The sequence below is a fragment of the Chroococcidiopsis sp. CCNUC1 genome (genome assembly GCF_023546805.1).
Taxonomy (GTDB): Bacteria; Cyanobacteriota; Cyanobacteriia; order Cyanobacteriales; family Chroococcidiopsidaceae; genus Chroococcidiopsis; species Chroococcidiopsis thermalis.
Map to the genome: position 1 here is coordinate 2,126,115 of NZ_CP097480.1, position 18,209 is coordinate 2,144,323.

General features: G+C 44.5%; 19 protein-coding genes. 5 read left to right on the forward strand and 14 right to left on the reverse strand.

What is annotated here, in order from left to right; all coding sequences use genetic code 11:
• Positions 1–5 precede the first annotated feature (5 nt).
• From M5J74_RS09965 to M5J74_RS09975, 4 genes are all read right to left on the reverse strand, one after another.
• Positions 6–377, reverse strand: a complete 372-nt coding sequence (locus M5J74_RS09965; protein ID WP_250016490.1) for a DUF2294 domain-containing protein — start codon at positions 375–377, stop codon at positions 6–8.
• A gap of 188 nt (positions 378–565) precedes the next feature.
• On the reverse strand, positions 566–1,615 hold the full coding sequence (locus M5J74_RS09970) for a zinc-dependent dehydrogenase (RefSeq protein WP_106218894.1): 1,050 nt from the start codon (positions 1,613–1,615) through the stop codon (positions 566–568).
• A 42-nt stretch (positions 1,616–1,657) separates the two neighbouring features.
• On the reverse strand, positions 1,658–1,792 hold the full coding sequence (locus tag M5J74_RS32625) for a hypothetical protein (RefSeq protein ID WP_256498751.1): 135 nt from the start codon (positions 1,790–1,792) through the stop codon (positions 1,658–1,660).
• Positions 1,735–1,887, reverse strand: a complete 153-nt coding sequence (locus tag M5J74_RS09975) for a hypothetical protein (protein ID WP_250016492.1) — start codon at positions 1,885–1,887, stop codon at positions 1,735–1,737. The genes M5J74_RS32625 and M5J74_RS09975 overlap by 58 nt, the downstream gene beginning before the upstream one ends.
• An 80-nt stretch (positions 1,888–1,967) precedes the next feature.
• Here M5J74_RS09975 and M5J74_RS09980 point away from each other — a divergent pair, with 80 nt between their 5' ends.
• Entirely contained in the window at positions 1,968–4,001 is a 2,034-nt protein-coding gene (locus M5J74_RS09980) for a serine/threonine-protein kinase (RefSeq protein WP_106217783.1), read from the forward strand.
• Positions 4,002–4,072: 71 nt separating this feature from the next.
• Positions 4,073–5,935 (forward strand): FAD-dependent oxidoreductase, encoded by a 1,863-nt coding sequence (locus M5J74_RS09985; protein ID WP_250016494.1) that lies wholly within the window; start codon positions 4,073–4,075, stop codon positions 5,933–5,935.
• Here the strand turns inward: M5J74_RS09985 and M5J74_RS09990 are convergent.
• Complete coding sequence (locus tag M5J74_RS09990) at positions 5,932–6,738, reverse strand: TIGR00297 family protein (RefSeq protein WP_371934027.1); 807 nt, start codon at positions 6,736–6,738, stop codon at positions 5,932–5,934. The two genes, M5J74_RS09985 and M5J74_RS09990, sit on opposite strands and share 4 nt — an antisense overlap.
• A gap of 60 nt (positions 6,739–6,798) precedes the next feature.
• On the opposite strand from M5J74_RS09990, the gene M5J74_RS09995 reads away from it, so the two are divergent.
• Positions 6,799–7,230 (forward strand): VOC family protein, encoded by a 432-nt coding sequence (locus M5J74_RS09995; RefSeq protein ID WP_015153967.1) that lies wholly within the window; start codon positions 6,799–6,801, stop codon positions 7,228–7,230.
• 104 nt (positions 7,231–7,334) lie between these two features.
• On the opposite strand, the gene M5J74_RS10000 is transcribed toward M5J74_RS09995, so the two are convergent.
• The 3 genes from M5J74_RS10000 to M5J74_RS10010 all read right to left on the reverse strand — a co-directional run bounded on the left by M5J74_RS10000 (position 7,335) and on the right by M5J74_RS10010 (position 9,436).
• Positions 7,335–7,712, reverse strand: coding sequence for a hypothetical protein (locus M5J74_RS10000; protein ID WP_181824301.1), 378 nt, complete (start codon positions 7,710–7,712; stop codon positions 7,335–7,337).
• Between the two features lie 145 nt (positions 7,713–7,857).
• Positions 7,858–8,244, reverse strand: coding sequence for a VOC family protein (locus M5J74_RS10005; protein ID WP_015153969.1), 387 nt, complete (start codon positions 8,242–8,244; stop codon positions 7,858–7,860).
• A gap of 247 nt (positions 8,245–8,491) precedes the next feature.
• On the reverse strand, positions 8,492–9,436 hold the full coding sequence (locus M5J74_RS10010) for a tetratricopeptide repeat protein (RefSeq protein WP_015153970.1): 945 nt from the start codon (positions 9,434–9,436) through the stop codon (positions 8,492–8,494).
• A gap of 94 nt (positions 9,437–9,530) precedes the next feature.
• On the opposite strand from M5J74_RS10010, the gene M5J74_RS10015 reads away from it, so the two are divergent.
• Both M5J74_RS10015 and M5J74_RS10020 read left to right on the forward strand, forming a co-directional pair.
• Positions 9,531–10,787, forward strand: coding sequence for a glycoside hydrolase family 10 protein (locus tag M5J74_RS10015; RefSeq protein WP_250016498.1), 1,257 nt, complete (start codon positions 9,531–9,533; stop codon positions 10,785–10,787).
• Between the two features lie 436 nt (positions 10,788–11,223).
• Entirely contained in the window at positions 11,224–12,456 is a 1,233-nt protein-coding gene (locus M5J74_RS10020) for a glycosyltransferase (protein ID WP_250016499.1), read from the forward strand.
• 43 nt (positions 12,457–12,499) lie between these two features.
• Here M5J74_RS10020 and M5J74_RS10025 read toward each other — a convergent pair whose 3' ends face one another.
• The 6 genes from M5J74_RS10025 to cbiQ form a co-directional block, all read right to left on the reverse strand.
• Complete coding sequence (locus tag M5J74_RS10025; RefSeq protein ID WP_250016501.1) at positions 12,500–13,474, reverse strand: FTR1 family protein; 975 nt, start codon at positions 13,472–13,474, stop codon at positions 12,500–12,502.
• 108 nt (positions 13,475–13,582) lie between these two features.
• Positions 13,583–14,029: a bacterioferritin gene (locus M5J74_RS10030; RefSeq protein ID WP_015153974.1), complete on the reverse strand. Its 447-nt coding sequence runs from the start codon at positions 14,027–14,029 to the stop codon at positions 13,583–13,585.
• A 106-nt stretch (positions 14,030–14,135) separates the two neighbouring features.
• Positions 14,136–15,242: a helix-hairpin-helix domain-containing protein gene (locus tag M5J74_RS10035; RefSeq protein WP_250016503.1), complete on the reverse strand. Its 1,107-nt coding sequence runs from the start codon at positions 15,240–15,242 to the stop codon at positions 14,136–14,138.
• A 71-nt stretch (positions 15,243–15,313) separates the two neighbouring features.
• Entirely contained in the window at positions 15,314–16,318 is a 1,005-nt protein-coding gene (locus M5J74_RS10040; protein WP_015153976.1) for a multicopper oxidase domain-containing protein, read from the reverse strand.
• A 164-nt stretch (positions 16,319–16,482) separates the two neighbouring features.
• Positions 16,483–17,256 (reverse strand): energy-coupling factor ABC transporter ATP-binding protein, encoded by a 774-nt coding sequence (locus M5J74_RS10045; protein WP_015153977.1) that lies wholly within the window; start codon positions 17,254–17,256, stop codon positions 16,483–16,485.
• A gap of 100 nt (positions 17,257–17,356) precedes the next feature.
• The gene (cbiQ, locus tag M5J74_RS10050) at positions 17,357–18,139 is read right to left on the reverse strand and encodes a cobalt ECF transporter T component CbiQ (protein WP_015153978.1); all 783 of its coding nucleotides are present in this window, start codon (positions 18,137–18,139) and stop codon (positions 17,357–17,359) included.
• Between the last annotated feature and the right edge of the window lie 70 nt (positions 18,140–18,209).

Sequence of the window (18,209 nt, forward strand, 5' to 3'; positions counted from 1 at the left end):
CTAAACTAAGAATTGCGTACAGACGGCGGGCTAGCTAAGATAGCAACTGTTGCAGTCCGACCCGTCTCTATTTTGGTATTACTCAGAATATCCAATACTTCTACACCCACAATTTCCTCAATTAGGTCTTTTAGTTGGGGTTGAAGTGCTTGATCTAATTCTTCTCTAACTTTTTCGCCTAATTCCTCTTTCCCGCTGTCTACTAGCAGTTGTTCCGGCTGAGTTACTACATCTTCCAGAATAATCGCAATTTTTTCATCAAACATTTGACAAAAAACTTGGCTTGGTCGATGCTCTAACTGAGCGCGATACAGCGCTTGAATGCGTTGCGATAGAGTACGTTCTAATTGTCCCCGGGTCGGAAAAGATGAGTCCATGTTAAAAATTTAGCTGAATCAAACTTAGCGCCAAACATCTGCTAATAGATAGATGATAAAGATAAAAGGCGCAAAATAGAAGTCGTAAGTCGTAAGTAGAGTGTGGGTAATTGGTAGTTTGTAGTTGGTAGTTGGTTGGTATTCTCCCCCTCAGCTCCCTCAGCATCATAAGCACCCTCAGCTCTATACTACTGGGGATAGATGAGAATCTTATAGGTATCGGGCGTAGGGTTGACAGCTTGCTCTACGGCTGCTGAGAGTTGTTGTAGGGGATAGCGATCGCTGATTAAGGCATCAACGTCAATGCAGCGATTGAAAACAAGATCGACAGCAAGACTTTGCAGGCGATAAGAAGAACTATAACTGCCAATTAAATCGATTTCGCGGCGATAGATAAGATTAGGATTGAGGGAAATTTCAACCTCGTCGGGAAATTCGGCAAAAAACAGAATCTTACCACCCTTGCGCGTGCCATCGAGAGCTTGAGCAAACGCCTTTTCACTAGGGACGGCAAGTAGAGTCGTATCGACTCCCAAACCGTCTGTTAAAGCTTGAATTTTAGTGCTTAAGTCGCGATCGCGCGCATCAAAAGCAGCATCGGCTCCTAATTGTAAAGCTTTTTCGAGCCGCGATGGTAATAAATCGGTAGCGATCGCCCTTGCACCGAAGTATTTAACTAACATCACGAACATCAGTCCGATGGGACCCGCACCAGTCACTAATACCGTTTGTCCTGGGGCAATTTGTGCCTTTTTGACTGCTTTGAGACAGCAATTCGTTGGCTCGACAAAACTCGCTTGCTCAAAGCTAACGCGATCGGGAATCGGAATCAAGCCACCATTGCGGACAATGTGACCGGGTACTTTCACATATTCAGCAAATCCACCCCCACTAGGCACAAAACCAGCCGTTGTAGAGATATTTTTATAAACCTCACACATGGAAAAATTGTCATTCAGGCAATAGCGACAACGCATACAGGGAATGTGGTGCATCACCACGACTCGCTGTCCTACTTGCCAATCGCTAACTTGGTTTCCGATTGCGGCGACAACTCCAGCCGTTTCATGCCCAAAAATGCGCGGTGGTTCGTAGAGAGGATAGCGAATTTTTTTGATATCTGACTGACATAAGCCAACAACCCGCACTTGCACCAAGACTTCATCCGCTTCAATAGCTGGTACGGGTAATTCCTCATAACTCAATCGATCCACACCGCGAAATACCTGGGCTTTCATAGCTTGTAGTCATTAATCCAGTACTTTAGAATGTAGCAGTTATCAGTTATCAGTGAAGAAGGGGTGTAGGGTGTGGGGTGTGGGGTGTAGTGGATTGTTAACTGGTAACAGGTCACTGGTCACTGCTTCCTTGTCTCCCTTGTCCCCCTTGTCTCCCTTGTCTCCCTTGTCCCCCAACAACTCCCGACTCCCGACTTCTTATCACAAGCTAGAATCATTTTGGAACCGTGATGAGATTTGGTTATGTTACGGCGATCGACAGAGAGATTCATCGCCAGAACCGCCAGCTATCGCTATGATTAACTAACACTAAAAACGCCCAATCATTGCCACTGCTTTTGCAACTGCCACAATGCTAGGTGAAATTATCAAAGGGCAATACCAGATCGTCCAAATCCTTAGTAGTAGCGATTACTGTCAGACCTATCTGGCACAAGATCTCGTTACCCCCTCACCGCAAGCATGTATTGTCAAACATCTCTTGCCTGGACCATCCGGTCGCACTAGCTCCCTGTCTTCTCTACGGCGTGTATTTACTCGGGAAGTCGCAGCGCTAGAAAAATTGAGTACTTATTCCCAAGTACCGCAATTGTTAAACTATTTCGAGCTAGATCAACAATTTTATCTGGTATTAGAATACATTCACGGACAGCCACTGAATCGAGTTTTGGCTCCAGGAGTACGCTGGAGTGAAACCCAAGTCATCGATTTTTTACAGGAAGTCCTTACTATTCTAGAAGTGATTCACGCCCACGGGCTAATTCACCGCGATATTAAACCCAGTAACTTAATTCAGCGTGACAGCGACGGCAAGTTGGTACTGATCGATTTTGGGTCGGTCAAGCAGGCATGGACGCAAGTTGTCACTGCCGCAGGACAAACCAATGCCAACTTTGCTATGGGAATTCCAGCGACAATGGCGATCGGCACACCGGGCTATATGCCCAGCGAACAAAGCCGAGGTCGTCCTCGCCCGAATAGTGACATTTATGCCTTGGGGATGATTGCGATCCAAGCGTTGACTGGAATGCAACCAACAATGCTCCTAGAAGATGCCGACAGTGGGGAAGTCATTTGGCAACATCTCACAAATGTCACTCTAGCTTTGGGATCGATTTTGAATCAAATGGTACGCTACCATTTCACCGAGCGCTACCAATCAGCAACTGAAGTCCTAGCGGATCTCCAACCACTCCTACCAACAGCAGCACTGTCACAACCAACACCTATCTCAAGAAGTTCTGCCCCAAATTCTGCCTCAACTGCTCCAAATTCTAGTAGTCACCATGCATCGGCGGTGAATGGATCGGGAACGAAGTCGAGAAGAACATCAACTGGAGGGCAGCAACAGATAGCGCTATGGTTGGGGATGGCAATTGGCATTACTTCGGCGCTGGGATTAATTCTAGGCTTGTATTACGCTCTTCGACCAGGATCGAAGGCTGTGCCACCGATCGCGCCACCTAAAGCACAATTTGCCGCGATCGCCTCGAATCGGCTTTCCGATCGCTATACGTTGACTCAAACTTTAACCGGACACACAGATTCAGTATGGGCGATCGCTGTCAGCCAAGATGGACGTACGTTGGTCAGTGGTAGTGCAGATAAAACGATTAAGGTATGGGATCTACAAACTAGAGAATTACAGCGCACGCTTACCGGACATACAGATACAGTACGGGCGATCGCTCTGAGTCAAGATGGACAAATTTTGGTGAGCGGTGGCGGCGAAAAAACGGTACGGCTGTGGAATATCACAACAGGCAGACCCTTGGGAAGGCTGCTCGGACATGGGGGACCTGTATGGACTGTTGCCATCAGTCAAGACGGACAAACGCTTTTTAGTGCGGGAGAAGATGGAACCGTCAAGCTGTGGAACGCCCAGAACGGACAACTGCATCGCACGCTTCCAGCACACGATCGCCGGGTGTTTTCCTTGGCTGTAAGTCCTAATGGGCAAACTTTTGCTACTGGCAGCATCGATCGCACGATTAAGTTATGGGATTTAGCTACAGGAAGACTACTACGCACGCTGACCGGGCATACTGATGCAGTCAGGGCAATTACCTTTAGCCCCGACGGACAACATCTGGCTAGCACGAGTTGGGATAAAACCGTGAAGATTTGGAACTGGCAAACTGGAGAGCAACTACAAACGCTGGCAGAACACGAGCATAGAACTGTTGCGATTGCTTACGGTCATGATGGTAATACCCTAATGAGTGCAAGCCTCGATCGCACGATCAAAATTTGGCAGCCGCAATCGGGACAACTCCTACACGATCTACTAGCTCACACCGACTGGGTATTAGCGATCGTGCCTAGCCCCAGAGGTCAAACCTTAGTTAGCAGCAGCAAAGATCGGACAATCAAAATTTGGGAATAGCAAGTTGTCATTGGTCATTGGCAAATTATAAGTTCTTCCCTACTCCCTGCTCTCTACTCCCTAATGACTGAATGAATTCTCAATTTCATACCGATGTCCTAGTCGTTGGCGGTGGTACTGGCGGTACGGCTGCGGCAATCCAAGCAGCGCGATCTGGTGCAAAAACAATGCTGGTCAGTGAATTTCCTTGGTTAGGAGGTATGCTGACATCAGCTGGGGTATCGGTTCCTGATGGTAACGAATTAGAAGCATGGCAAACAGGCTTGTGGGGAGCATTTTTGCGGGAATTGCAGCAATGCCAGCCGGAAGGATTAGACCATAGCTGGGTGAGCTTTTTTAGCTTCGACCCGCGTATAGGAGCGCAGATTTTTGCTCGATGGGTACAAGAATTGCCTAACTTGAATTGGCTGGTGGGACAAGTACCGCAAGCCGTTTTACGCCAAGGCGATCGCATTTTTGGGGTAGAATTTGCAGAGTTTACAGTTACTGCCGAAATTACCATTGATGCTACGGAGTTAGGGGATTTATTGGCTTTAGCCGAGATTCCGTACCGTTGGGGTTGGGAATGGCGATCGCAATGGGGAGAACCCAGCGCCCCAATTGCTCCAAACGAGCTAACGACAAAATACCCAGTTCAAGCGCCCACTTGGATAGGACTCATGCAAGATTTTGGGGACGCGATCGCTCCCGTTATTCTCCCACCACCGTCATACAATCCAGAAATATTTGCTGGAGCCTGGGAAAGTTACGGAGCCGAACAATTTCTTGACTACGGGCGTTTACCAGGCAATTTATTCATGCTCAATTGGCCCATCTGCGGCAACGACTACGGCGAAGGTTTAGACCGGCTAGTTACCTCCACCACGGCTAGATCTGAGTTTCTGCAAGAAAGTTTGTGGCATACGCAGGGCTTCTTACACTATATTCAAACCCAACTTGGAAGGCGATATGGTTTGGCTGAAGGTGTATTTCCTTCCTATGCCAATCGTGTAGGGGCGTACAGCCGTGCGCCCCTACACCACAGTGGTGCATACGCTCTTCACCCTTACTACCGTGAGAGTCGGCGCGTTGTTGGCATGGCTACGGTGCGAGAACAGGATATTTTACCCTTAGCTGAAGGTCGAGTCGCTGCTTTACCAGTCGCTAGTACAGATAAAGTCAACGCGATCGCAATTGGTAACTATGCCAACGACCACCACTACCCGGGTTTCGATTTTCCCCTACGATCGAAATCCATTCGCTGGGGAGGGCGCTGGACGGGAACGCCTTTTACCATACCCTATCATTGTCTAATTCCGGCAGCGATCGACGGCTTCTTAGCGTGTGAACAGAATATTTCTGTCTCTCACATTGCCAATGGTGCGACGCGCTTGCAGCCAGTGGTGATGAATCTCGGACAGGCTGCTGGAATGGCAGCAGCCATGTGTATTTCTAGGGGTTGTCAGCCGCGAGAATTACCCGTAAGAGACGTACAAGAAGCTCTATTACAAGAGCCGCACTGTCCAGCGGCGATCGTGCCTTTATTCAACTCATCACCCGCATCTCCTGACTGGTTAGAATGGCAACGCTACTACCTCGATCGCCCAGAGGAGTATCCTGCTAGTGGAGATTATCCCTTGGAGAGGGAAAGGAGACAGAAAGACAAGGGAGACAAGGGAGACAAGGGGGACAAGGGAGCAACTACCAATGACCTATTACCCATTACCCATTACTCTGGCACTTTTCATCGTCGGGACGTGCAAGACTATACATTGACTATATCCACACCTGAAGAATTACAGGGACACGATTGGACGCTGGTAACTTTGCGATCGCCCATTGACGAAAAACTACAAATCTATCCAGATAACCAACCGATCTCGGTTTACGGGCGGTTAAACCATGCAGGTAGATGGTTGTTGGTAGAAGAAATTGAGCCGATAGTCAACCATTAACCATTAACTATTAACAATTGCCAAATTAAAGCGAGCAATATCGCTGCGATCGCCCCAATTAACGTATTCAAAAAATTGACCACATCATGAGTCAGCCAACTAACTTTACCTTCTACCGTTGCGCCAATTAAGCTTTCAATATTAGTGGCAATAAAGGCAGCGATGACACACCAGAGTATGCCTCGTAAATCGATTAAACCGAGTCCCCAAGCTAGCGTGGCGATCGCTACCGAACCCGCTACACCAGCCAACGTCCCCTCTAAGCTGACAGCCCCTTCCGTTCCTCTTGCCACGGGTTGTAGAGTCGTAATTAAAAATGTCCTCTGACCGTAAGCTTTTCCAACTTCAGTGGCACAGGTATCGGAAAGTTTGGTGCTGAAACTTGCGACAAAACCTAATAACAGTAGAGACACAATCGGACTCGAATGAGCCACAAAGGTAGTCGCGTTAGCGAAGCTTAACGAATTTATCGCGATTCCTACTGCACACAGCGCCCCCGTCAGAGCTGAACTCCAGACATTTTCTGGTCCCCTCGCACCAGAACGTTTTTCTGCAATTCCTTCTGCTTCCTTTTGTGCCATACCGATGTATGTCACAGCAGAACCAACGAGAAAATAGAACACGACAACTAATTCACCCTGCCAACCTACACTCAAGTACAAGAGAACACCCAAGAACAAAGCGTGCAATAGCCCAGCCGGAGTTAGCAATTTTTTGGGAGCAATCCAGGCTATACCTAATAAAACTGTATGCACCCCGACAGCAACTAGTACGGAATTGAGGAACGATGAGCTTGAAAGCATCAAGGATAAGTTATTAGTCATCTGAATTTTGCCAGAATCTTAAAAAATTGCGGGTTGTATATGAATCAAACCATTTTTCATCTTGCCTTTCCCATCACCGACATTGCCCCGACAAAAGCCTTCTATATCGATGGTTTGGGTTGCATTCCCGGTCGTGAAACTCCCCATGCTTTGATTTTAAATCTTTACGGGCATCAGCTAGTAGCTCATATGACTAAAGAACCTCTGGCTCCACAGCGTGGTGTCTATCCCAGACACTTTGGTTTAATTTTTTCCTCTAAATTGGAATGGGAAAATTTATTAGAGCGATCGCAACAACAGCAACTTAAATTTAGAGAAACACCCAAACAGCGCTTTGTTGACTCTCCCCTAGAACACTACACGTTTTTCCTAGAAGATCCATTTTATAATCTAATAGAAGTTAAATATTATCGTAACTTGGAAGCTATTTTTGGTAGTTACCACAGCGCTCCCATCGGAGATTTAGTTTAAAACTTATACTCATTCACAAACAAGTTCTTTCAACTGAAAGCTAACTAAATTTTGCACTATGAACTGCTCCCTGACAACAATTTTAAAATTTTGACTTTTAACTTTTAACTTTTGACTTTTGACTGCGGTGCTTCTAATCGCACATTTCTCCCGCTATTATCAGTACGATAAATCCATTTTTGGCTACCGTCCGACACCACAACCCGCCAACCTTCAACGATCGCCTGCGAGCAAATTTCTTCCGGTTGAGCTAGTCCCAAACAACCATCAGACCAACTTTCGCGACTGTATTTAGTCACTTTTAGTTTCTCTGGAGGAAGATTTTGCAGCTTAGTCAGATCGGCAATGACAGCTTTAACAACTTTAGGAGGCACGCGATCGCTTTGACTGTTCGCGTCTACATTTTCAGCAATCTGACTCGGTGCAGCTACAGCACTAGAAATAAAATTAACGCTAAAACACAAAAATAAACTACAAGTCAAAACCAGAGTTAAAAAACTCCTTGTTGATAGACAAAATTTAAAACAATCAATTGTCCTATAGTCCGCATGTGCGGACTTCGTTTGTGTAGCCGCCAATTTTATTCGTCCCATATTCGTTAGATCTTCTTTCAGAGGAACAAACATATTAATTTTCATACAGTTCTAGTGGTAAATTATCTGGGTCTTGAAAAAAAGTAAAACGTTTACCGGTAATTTCGTCTATTCTAATATCTTCTACCTGCACTCTCTGAGCAGTTAGCTCAATGACAGCGCGATCGAGATCCTCAACAGCAAAAGCTAAATGCCTCAATCCACAAGCTTCCGGTTTACTCGGTCTAGACGGCGGCGTGGGAAAAGAAAATAATTCAATTTGAACTGTATCGCTGACTCTTAAATCTAATTTATAAGAATTTCTCGCCGCCCTAAATGTTTCTTCAATAATCGAAAATCCTAAAATTTCTGTATAGAATTTCTTCGATCGCTCGTAGTCAGAACAAATAATTGCAACGTGATGGACACCTGTAACGTGCATAGATCGGCAAGGAGATAACTGTAAAGGCGCACAACCATGCGCCCATATACTAAGTTATCAAATATATAACTATTAACCTTATTCTTAACCCTCGCAGGCGGGTTTTGCCTGTGTAGTCGCGACTTACGGTCGCCCCTGTACAAGATTTGATCGCGGTTTTCAATTGGATGCAATACACGTCTGGTAGGGGCGCACAGAGAAAACGCCCCTACAAATGTCATCCACACAATCGAGAATTGCTATGAGATCAACCAACAACCAATCTTTGAAACTGTCGATCGCGCCGCAACTCATCCCATCCCGCATCAGCCATTGCTTTTTCTCTATACTCTCTTGGATTGAGATAGATCGCTTGTTGTAAATTTGCCAAAGCCAAATCGGTATCTCCTGCGGCTGCAAAACAGCAAGCACGATTGTAGAAAGCATCGCCGAAGTCAGGCTTGTATTTAGAACCTGGATTATGGCTGGCGATCGCCTTTTCGTAGCGTAGGCGGACGGACTGTAACCGATCCAAACAGTCACACCATAAATTATCCAGAGAATACCAGAAGTCTTGCGGCTCGGCAATCTCTACCTCATTTGCTCCGTTTTGTTGCCAACCCCGATTGTATCGGTGCATATACTGCATTGCTCGGTCGTAGCTAAAAATTGCTTCTCTGTACAATCCCAATTCTTGCAACGCCAGACCTCGATGATACCAAACCTGATAGCGTAAATTGCGATGATATGTTTTTGTATATTTGAGCGATTCGTCGTAATTGGCGATCGCTTGTTTATAACGCCCTAAGTGATGTAATGCCAAACCTCGATGATACCAGACTCGATAGGGAAATCCTTTGTAGTAATCTCTAGCACAATCTAAAGCTTTATCGTAACTCGCGATCGCCTCTCGATAGCGTTTTAACTCAAATAATAATAAACCTCGGTTAAACCAAGTAAAACCGTATCCTGGCAAACGTCCGAGAAAGCGATCGCAAGCCGCGATCGCTTCTTGATAGCGTTTTAATTTACATAGATAAAAGCTGCGCTCTCGTAAAGGAATATATCGCCATTCTTTTAGTACAGCCGCTATATAGAAATAGATCGATGGAAATGCAACGAGGGATAGCAGAAAATTTTTCGTCACAATGCCAAATACGAATGTTGCTACAAGTATCCCCAGGAGTAAGGCTAGCAGAACTATAACTTGCATAAACCAATAGAATCAGCAAAATTCCTTTAAGAGTTCTGACAGATAGCTTTCCCCATACTGTAGAATTTGCCGTCAGTAGGTTCACTTAATCAAGATGCGCCGGAAATTTTTTGCTCCCCTAGCGATCGCCCTGTTCAGCATAGCGGCGATCCTATGCTTCTCTTCTGTAACTCTCATAGCCTCGCCAACTCCTCCCAAACCCAATTCAAACTCTGCCGAAATTAGGGGAGTATGGCTGACGAATATTGATAGTGACGTGTTATTTAAACGCGATCGCCTCAGTCAAGCCATCCAAACCTTACATCAACTAAATTTTAATACTATCTATCCGACGATTTGGAACTGGGGATACACGTTGTATCCTAGCTCAGTTGCTGCAAACACCATCGGGCGATCGCTCGATCCCACGCCTGGATTACAAGGACGAGATATCTTACAAGAAATTATCCAGCAAGGACATCAACAAAATGCTTTTCAGGGCGATCGACAACGCATGGGAGTCATTCCCTGGTTTGAATTTGGGTTTATGGCTCCTGCTGATTCCCAGTTGGCAAAACGCCATCCTCAGTGGCTAACTCGTAGGCGAAATAATCAGGAAATTTGGTTAGAAGGTAAACACAAACGAGTCTGGCTCAATCCTTTTCATCCTGAAGTACAGCAGTTTATTCAAAGTTTAATTTTAGAAGTTGTGACGAAATACGATATAGACGGAATTCAATTTGACGATCATTTCGGTTTACCTTCAGAATTTGGCTACGATCCATTTACCGTGAATTTATATCAACAAGAACATCAGGGAAAAAAGCCACCTATCGATTCCCAAGATTCCGAATGGCTGCGCTGGCGTGCTGATAAGATTACGACTTTTTTGAAACAGGTATTTCAAGCAGTCAAGCAACAGAAACTGAATTGCATAATTTCAATTGCGCCCAATCCTCAAAGAGTTTCCTACGACCTTTTTCTTGCAGATTGGGCAGATTGGGACAGACAGGGATTGGTTGAAGAATTAGTTTTACAAGTCTATCGCAACGATCTCAAAGTATTTCTAAGCGAATTACAATACCCAGAAGTGCAAGCAGCACGAAAACACATTCCAGTAGGAATTGGAATTTTATCAGGTTTAAAAGGTAAATACGTTCCGTGGGGGCAAATTCAAAATCAAGTTCAAGTTGCTCGCAGACATAACTTTGCAGGAGTTTCTTTCTTTTTCTATGAAACTTTATGGAATTTAGCCAAAGAATCTCCAAAAAAACGTCAGTTGGGATTTCAAAAAATATTTTCCCTTCCTGTAAATAGACCAAATACTTTAGTGGGATGGCAACCAGAAAAACTCGCTAGAAATGCTTTGTAAAGTAGTTTCTATTATTTTAGCCGATACACAATTGCGATCCCCCAACCCCTTTAAAAAGAGGCATTTATTCCCCATTGAAAAAGTTGTGTTCTTCAAATAACTTAAAAAAGAGCTATCTATTCCCCCCTTTTTAAGGGGGGTAGGGGGGATCGATATTTCTAACTTTAAACACGTAATTCCTTGACTTTTTATAGCAGTTTTCAGTCACATGAGGTACACAGATCTGTAGGGGCGCACAGCTGTGCGCCCCTACAAATGTAATGCATTAGAATTGGAATTGCTATATATCGCTCAGTAGTTTCACTAATGCCATATTAGTGAAATATTTGCTATAGAGATAGAGCAATTTATTAGATTGAATTAAATATAAAGTTTGCCTAGAAGCTGAAAATGGGCAAACTGAAATAGTCATGAAACATGAAAAATATACAAAACTATGATAAAAAAACGCAATTTGATGCTATTCGACCTTTCTATTTTTGGTCATCATGCAGCATACATTAAATATCTCATACAATATTGGGGCGATCGCCAGTTAGCAGATAGACTCGACGTAGTTGTATCACCAATGTTTCTTGAAAAACACGCTGATGTTGTCGGTCTCGTTAACGAATATAATCAAAATAATATTCAAATAGTAGCGATCTCCGCCGCAGAAGACGCTGCGCTCAAATCTCGAAATTCCAAGTTAAAGCGTGCTTGGCGCAACTTTCAAGAATGGCAAATACTTTGTCGATATGCTAAATCTTTAAACGCTAGTGAGTGTCTGATTATGTATTTAGATACTTGTCAAATTCCACTAGCTCTAGGATTCAAGTCACCTTGCAAATTATCTGGAATATATTTCAAGCCAACTTTTCACTATAGCGACTTTAGTAGCTACGTACCTTATAGAAAAAGTTTTCTGCAACAACATTGGGAAAAAACTGTCATAGCACGGATGCTAAAGCATCCCCAATTGAAGACTCTCTTCTGTCTCGATCCCTTCGTCATCAAACATTTGGATCGATTGAATTCTCATGTAGCAGCCGTACATTTACCAGATCCAGTCCAAGTCGATCGCCATGTTTCTGAAATCATACAGCCAGACCTTCTCAAAACAAAATTAAGTATTGATGCTAATCGGCAAATATTTCTTCTGTTTGGTTCGTTTGAAGCCGAACGTAAAGGAGTGTATCAAACGCTGGAAGCGATATCGCAGTTGCCATCAAATCTTAGCGCACAGATCTGTCTTTTAATTGTCGGCAATGCATATCCGCCAGAGCAAGCAGCCATCCAGTCACAAATTGAGCGAGTTCAGCAGTCACACCCCGTACAAATTCTGACACGGTTTGAATATATTTCTGAAGATACCGTACAAGCATATTTTCAACTTGCTGATGTCGTATTAGCCCCATATCAACATCATATTGGTATGAGTGGCATTTTACTACTAGCTGCCGCAGTCCAAAAACCAGTTCTCAGTTCCAACTACGGTTTAATGGGAGAAATGGTTAAACGCTATCAGCTAGGGTTAGGTGTAGACTCCGCGATACCAAGTGAAATTGCTCAAGGATTAACTCGATTTTTGACTGACGCTACAAGTTTAGGCGATCGCAATAGCATGAAACAGTTTGCCGAGCAAAATACTGCCGAGGAATATGCCAAGGTAATTTTTCAGTACGTGTAAGATTTCATAATTGTAGGGTGCGTTATTTAACGCACTCTATTAGTTAAGTTTCCTTGCTACCAGAACTAATAGACTGATGAGTTGTAGCAGACTCTGATTTTGGCTTACTTACACCCATGCCTAAACTGCGAAAATAAATCCCACCTACAGTCACTAAAAACGCTACATAAGATATTGCCTGGACTAAAAATAGGTCGTCTCGATAGCCAAATAAAGCTTTTAAGATTACGCCAGGAAATTGCTCGTCTGGTAAAATTTTCGAGGTATTCCATACTCTTGGTCCCAAAATACACGAGGGATTGCGGGTGAAGCGTTCGTAATAAAAACACAGACTTTCTGACTGTCGATTCAATTTGGCAAGAGTAGCAATAGCAGTATCAAAATGTGCCAGTGCAGAAACAACTAACCCCGCCACGATTAGCAATAATAGAACGCCCATGATTTGAAAAAATAGGCGAATGTTAATTTTTATGCCCCACTTAAATAACAAAAATCCGATCGCGATCGCACTCACTAAACCACCAATTGCCCCAATCGCCGGAAAAAAACCTTGTTGAAAATTGGCAGCAATAAATAAGACGGTTTCAAACCCTTCTCGCAGTACGGCAATGAAAATTAAGCTAAAAACGCCCCAACCCGCACCATTGTTCTGTTTGAGCGCCGCCGTCACCGTCCCTTCCACTTCCGCCTTCAAAAACCGCGCCTGACGAGTCATCCAAATCAGCATCCAACTAAGCATAGCGATCGCGATAACGCTGAAGACTCCTTCCATCAGTGGCTCTACCACTGGAGTATATTCAGGATTTATTGAACCTACAGCTTGAATGATGGCACTGAATAACAAACCCACCAACGCACTCGCAGCGATTCCAACTCCAACACCAGCATAAACCCAGGAGTTGAGTTTGCTCTGTTTGGCTTTCTTGAGCAAAGCCAAAACTATCCCCACGACGAGGGCTGCTTCTACTCCCTCCCGCAGAGTAATGACAAAAGTAGGTAGAGCGGCACTAAAATTCATTGGATTTTCTAAGTAATTTTATCCAGATAATTTCACAAAATCACTGATTGTTAATAGTCAATGGTTAATTGTTTGCAACTACAAACCATCAACGATTGACCATCAACACTACACAGTACTACCACTAAAGTCGCGTAGCATCTTTTTAATTTCGATGTTGTGCAGTTCTTCCGTTCCAATCATGGTACGGGCAAATTCCTCTAGATAAACGCTGGCATCTTCTACAGTGTCGAGCAGCTTTTTATATAAATCTAGCGCTTTCCGTTCGTGAGAAAGACTTTCTTCCAAAATATCCCGTACCGTATGCTGGTGGGTTTCCTCCATCGGAGCAATTCTCAGGCTGGGATGTCCTTCTAAACCAGTTAAAATTTCTCCTACTTGTTGGGCATGTGTGAGCGACTCGGTAGCTTGCAGTTTGAAAAACTCGACAATTGGAATCCGGTTGGGACCAGTCACCATGAGAGAGTAGTGGGTATAGCGTACCACCCCCGCCAGTTCAAACTCCATGATGGAGTTTAGCAGTTCGATTGTCTTTTTTTGGTCGAGTTCGCGCATTGTTATTTATCATTTGTTATTGGTCATTGGTCATTGGTCAGTAGGTTGTAGCATTTCGTTATTACCTACTGACGACAGACGATCTATAACTGTAACAAATCTGGGTTTAGGCGGAGGGATTAGATTTGCTAATAACTTGCTGCGAGTTTTGCTCGATCGCTTTGACTAACTGAGATACTTCCTCGGGAGTATTGACAGGTTTAGCTGGGGGAACGGCAGAGGGCCAAGCTTTGGCAAGGTCTTTGAAACTCGTTTCTATTGTCTTGTGTGCTTCGGGGTTTTCCTTTGCCATTTGGTCGGCTATCTTTTGATAAAGGTTGTTGGCATAGATGACAAAACCACGGGAGTCTTGGTACTCAATTGCAGCTGAAATTTTACCATTGGCGATCGCCGCTCCATATTCGGAGTTAGCAGCATCGAGTAATTCGTTGATGACTTGAAGGTTAAATGCGGCAGAGGAACGCTCGTTTTCTGGTAATGCCGCGATCGCGCCGTCTACCGCTTGCATAGAAGCTGAGAAGTCGGCTTGCACTTTATCGGACTTGGGCTGAGCTTTAATCAAATCTTGCAAGCCAATCAAAGTTGTCTTAAATTCTTTGACGTTGCGTTCGTTGAGCTGATCTTCCACATCCACGTAGATTTCTTCTACTGGGTGTCCGATGTGGGGTTCTGCTTGCTTCGGTAGCTGTTTGTCGAGTAATTCTTTTGCTACGATTAAGTGTCCTTTCATCAAGCCGAGTTTGGACATGTAGTCTACATCTTTAGCTTCCCCAGTCAGCACCACATCTTCTACTGTCACCATGTCCTTAATTTTGTCGAATTGCTCTTGGGTAACGACGTTTTTAGAGACGAGTTCTTCGGGATTAGCGTAGGGGCGACTGGCTTGAATTTTATTAGACAAGGCAGGTACGCCCAACATGGCTTCAAATTTATCTAATTCTGAAAGGATGGCAGTGTTGATGTTAATTTGCTCTTTTCCACCGTGTTGTTGATGGTTGGGTGCAGAGGCGCTTGTATTCGTTGCAGGGGCTGGAGAGGAGTTATTACTGGTATCTGGTGTTTGTTGAGTGCAACTAACAACGATCGCCAACATTGCGGCGCTGATACTGAGTAACAAGAACCGCGCGATCGCCCTAATTCTGCGATCGAAGCCTAGAAACCAAGAATCTTTTTCTTGTGCCACTCTCCGCCCGTTTGGTAATTTCCGCAGCATTTTCAGCCTTCCTTATTGAAAAGTGAGTTTCGGTGAAAATTATTGTCAACTGGTTTGACAAAATTTAGTAGTTATGCTTGGCTAATTACGTCAAAATAGCCCATGCATCCTGCTTCGGCGATCGCGTCTTGATGGGGGTGAAACATATACTTGCCCGTATAGGGGTAAGCAAATTCTAAAATGTGACGTTCGGCTGTCCCCATCGTGATGACATCTGATTCGTGGCTGGGGTTGAGAGTCATGCCCGTGGGATAAACCTTGAAGAAGTTAGCGTGAATGTGAAATGTCACCGCCGGATCTAATTCGATCATGTTCAGCAAATAAAGCCGAATGAGCTGATTTTGGTAAACAGGTATCGGATGCATGTGGTAGTAATCCGGCAACCCATTAAAGGCATACAGCTCGTTGTGCTTATCTTCATCCACATCAAAGCCACCCATAACTAAAACCATTTCATCCGCTGGCGATCGTCCTTGAGGCGGATCGATGATAAACATACCGTACAATCCCTTACCGATGTGACGGGTCACAGGCTCGGCGTGACAGTGGTAGAGGTGAATGCCATATGGCTTTGCCTCAAATTCGTAAACTGTTGCCGCACCATGCCGAATCGGACGCACGCCATCTTCTTCTGTAGGATGAATGCCGTGAAAGTGCATTGAATGAGAATGCCCGCCTTGATTGAGAAAGACAACACGGATGAAATCACCTTGTTTGGCGCGTAAAGTTGGTCCTGGGATGCGATTGTTAAAATTCCAGGTGTTAAAAACAACAGCGCGATTGAGTTGAATCGTCGTGTTTTGAGCTGTAATCCGAAATTCGCGAATATTTCTGCCGTTTTCTCGTTTCAGCGTGCCGTAGTCGAAATCTCTGAGAACGGTCATGGGTTGCAAACCGCGCTCGTCTGATGGATCGCTAGGTGGTATGGGTGGCACGCGCGCGGCGGAATGACTTCGAGATGCCAAGTGTAGCCCTACAGCAGCAGCACCGGCAGTTCCTGCACTTGCTAAACCCCATTTCAACAATTGGCGGCGGTTCCAAGTTTTTGATTTGCTCAGAAAAAATTTGTTCGGCATGATATCGCCAGCGTAGCGGCGGAATCTTTTGACAAATATTCGCAGATAATTTTCTGACCCTCTAGTATAGTTTTAGAGAAAATTACTGTCAATAAAATAGTGAAAATTTTTGATACTTGAGATAGATGTATACTGACTTTTTGTAGAGTAAGGAAAGTCAGTTATCAGTGAAGAAAGGGAGCATCTTCCAAATTACAGTAGGGACGACTGTAGCTAAGTGGTGGTTCGAGGGCGTGTTCTAGTAAGAATTTGGCATCACCCATGACTCGTTCGGTTGTACCGTCGTAAACCACTTGACCCTGACTCAAAACCACGGTGCGATCGCATAAATCTAAAGCTAAGTCTAAGTCGTGGGTGGCAACGAGTTGAGTAATCGGCAGAGATTTGAGCAATTCGATCGATCGGCGGCGAGAACGAGGATCGAGTTGAGCTGAGGGTTCGTCTAGCACTAAAATCTGGGGTTGCATAGCCAAAACACCCGCGATCGCAATTCTTTTTTTCTCTCCTCCTGAGAGGTTCTCCGTACTGCGATGTCCGTACCATTCTGGATCGATGTTTACATGTGCCATCGCTTGCAAAACTCGTTTATGCAATTCTTCTCCCCGCAAACCCAAATTCATCGGACCAAAAGCTATATCTTCCCAAACTGTGGGCATAAATATTTGATCGTCAGGATTTTGAAATACTAGCCCGACAAAATTCCGAATTAATTGTAAATTTTCAGGCTGCACAACCCACTCTCCTACCATCACCCTCCCTTCTTGAGGCAGAATAATTCCGTTTAAGTGTAACTGTAATGTCGATTTTCCCGAACCATTCGCCCCAATTAAGGCAACTCGCTCGCCAGATGCGATCGCCAAATTCACTTTCCTGAGTGCCTGCGTACCATCAGGGTAGGCATAACTGAGATTTTCTACAAGGATCGGGTTGTGATGCATTTTAACTAGAGCCGAGAAGAGAGAGTTGCAACGCAGTTACCAAGTCGTAATTCGTAAGTCGTAATTCGTAAGTCACTGATAACTGATAACCGATCGCCAGTCACTTTCTAAATAAATAAACACTTTGTCCTGCTAGCATCACAATTAAAGTTAGCGCTAAAGCGACAATGTCGCGTCTTCCTGCTGAGGGGATTTTTTCAACTGGAAATGCTCCTCGATAACCGCGCGATAACATAGCATGATGAATTCGTTCGCCGCGATCGTAAGTACGAATGAATAGAGAACCAATCGTATTTCCAATAACTAATCGCTGCCAGTATCTATTAGTCATTAAGTTACGACAGGCTGCTGCTCGTCGCATCGCGTTGAATTCACCTATCAATACACCTAAATAGCGATACATAGAAGCAATAGTTGCGACGAGTAAAGGTGGAGTACGCAACTCTAATAACCCATTTAACAAAGCTGGCACTGATGTCGTTAAAGTCAGTAAATTTAACATCATGAGCGATAGCAACGCCTTCAGCGTGACGCTACCCAATACGGTTAATCCTGTGGTGGTGATTCGTAAAAATCCCCATGTCCAAATAACTTCGCCTCCATCCCGGAACAAAGTCCCGAGTAAAACTACACTTACAAAGGACAATTCCACGGCTATGCGTTTGAGCAGTACGGGTAAAGTAATGCGAGTGAGAAATAATAAGCTAATAACGGCTATGCCGTAAATTCCCCACGTCCACCAGTGTCCGTTGGGAGTCAAGACAATGGCAAAAACCATCAGTAAAACACACAAAATGCGAGTGCGTGGTGCAAGGGCGTGCCAAACAGTACTTTTGTGGCTATCAATATCTAGCTGAAATGCCCCAATATGTAATAGCGTCATTGGTCATTGGTTATTAGTCATTGGTCATTGGTCATTGTCATTTGTGAGTAGCTGGACTCTTTTCTAGCCA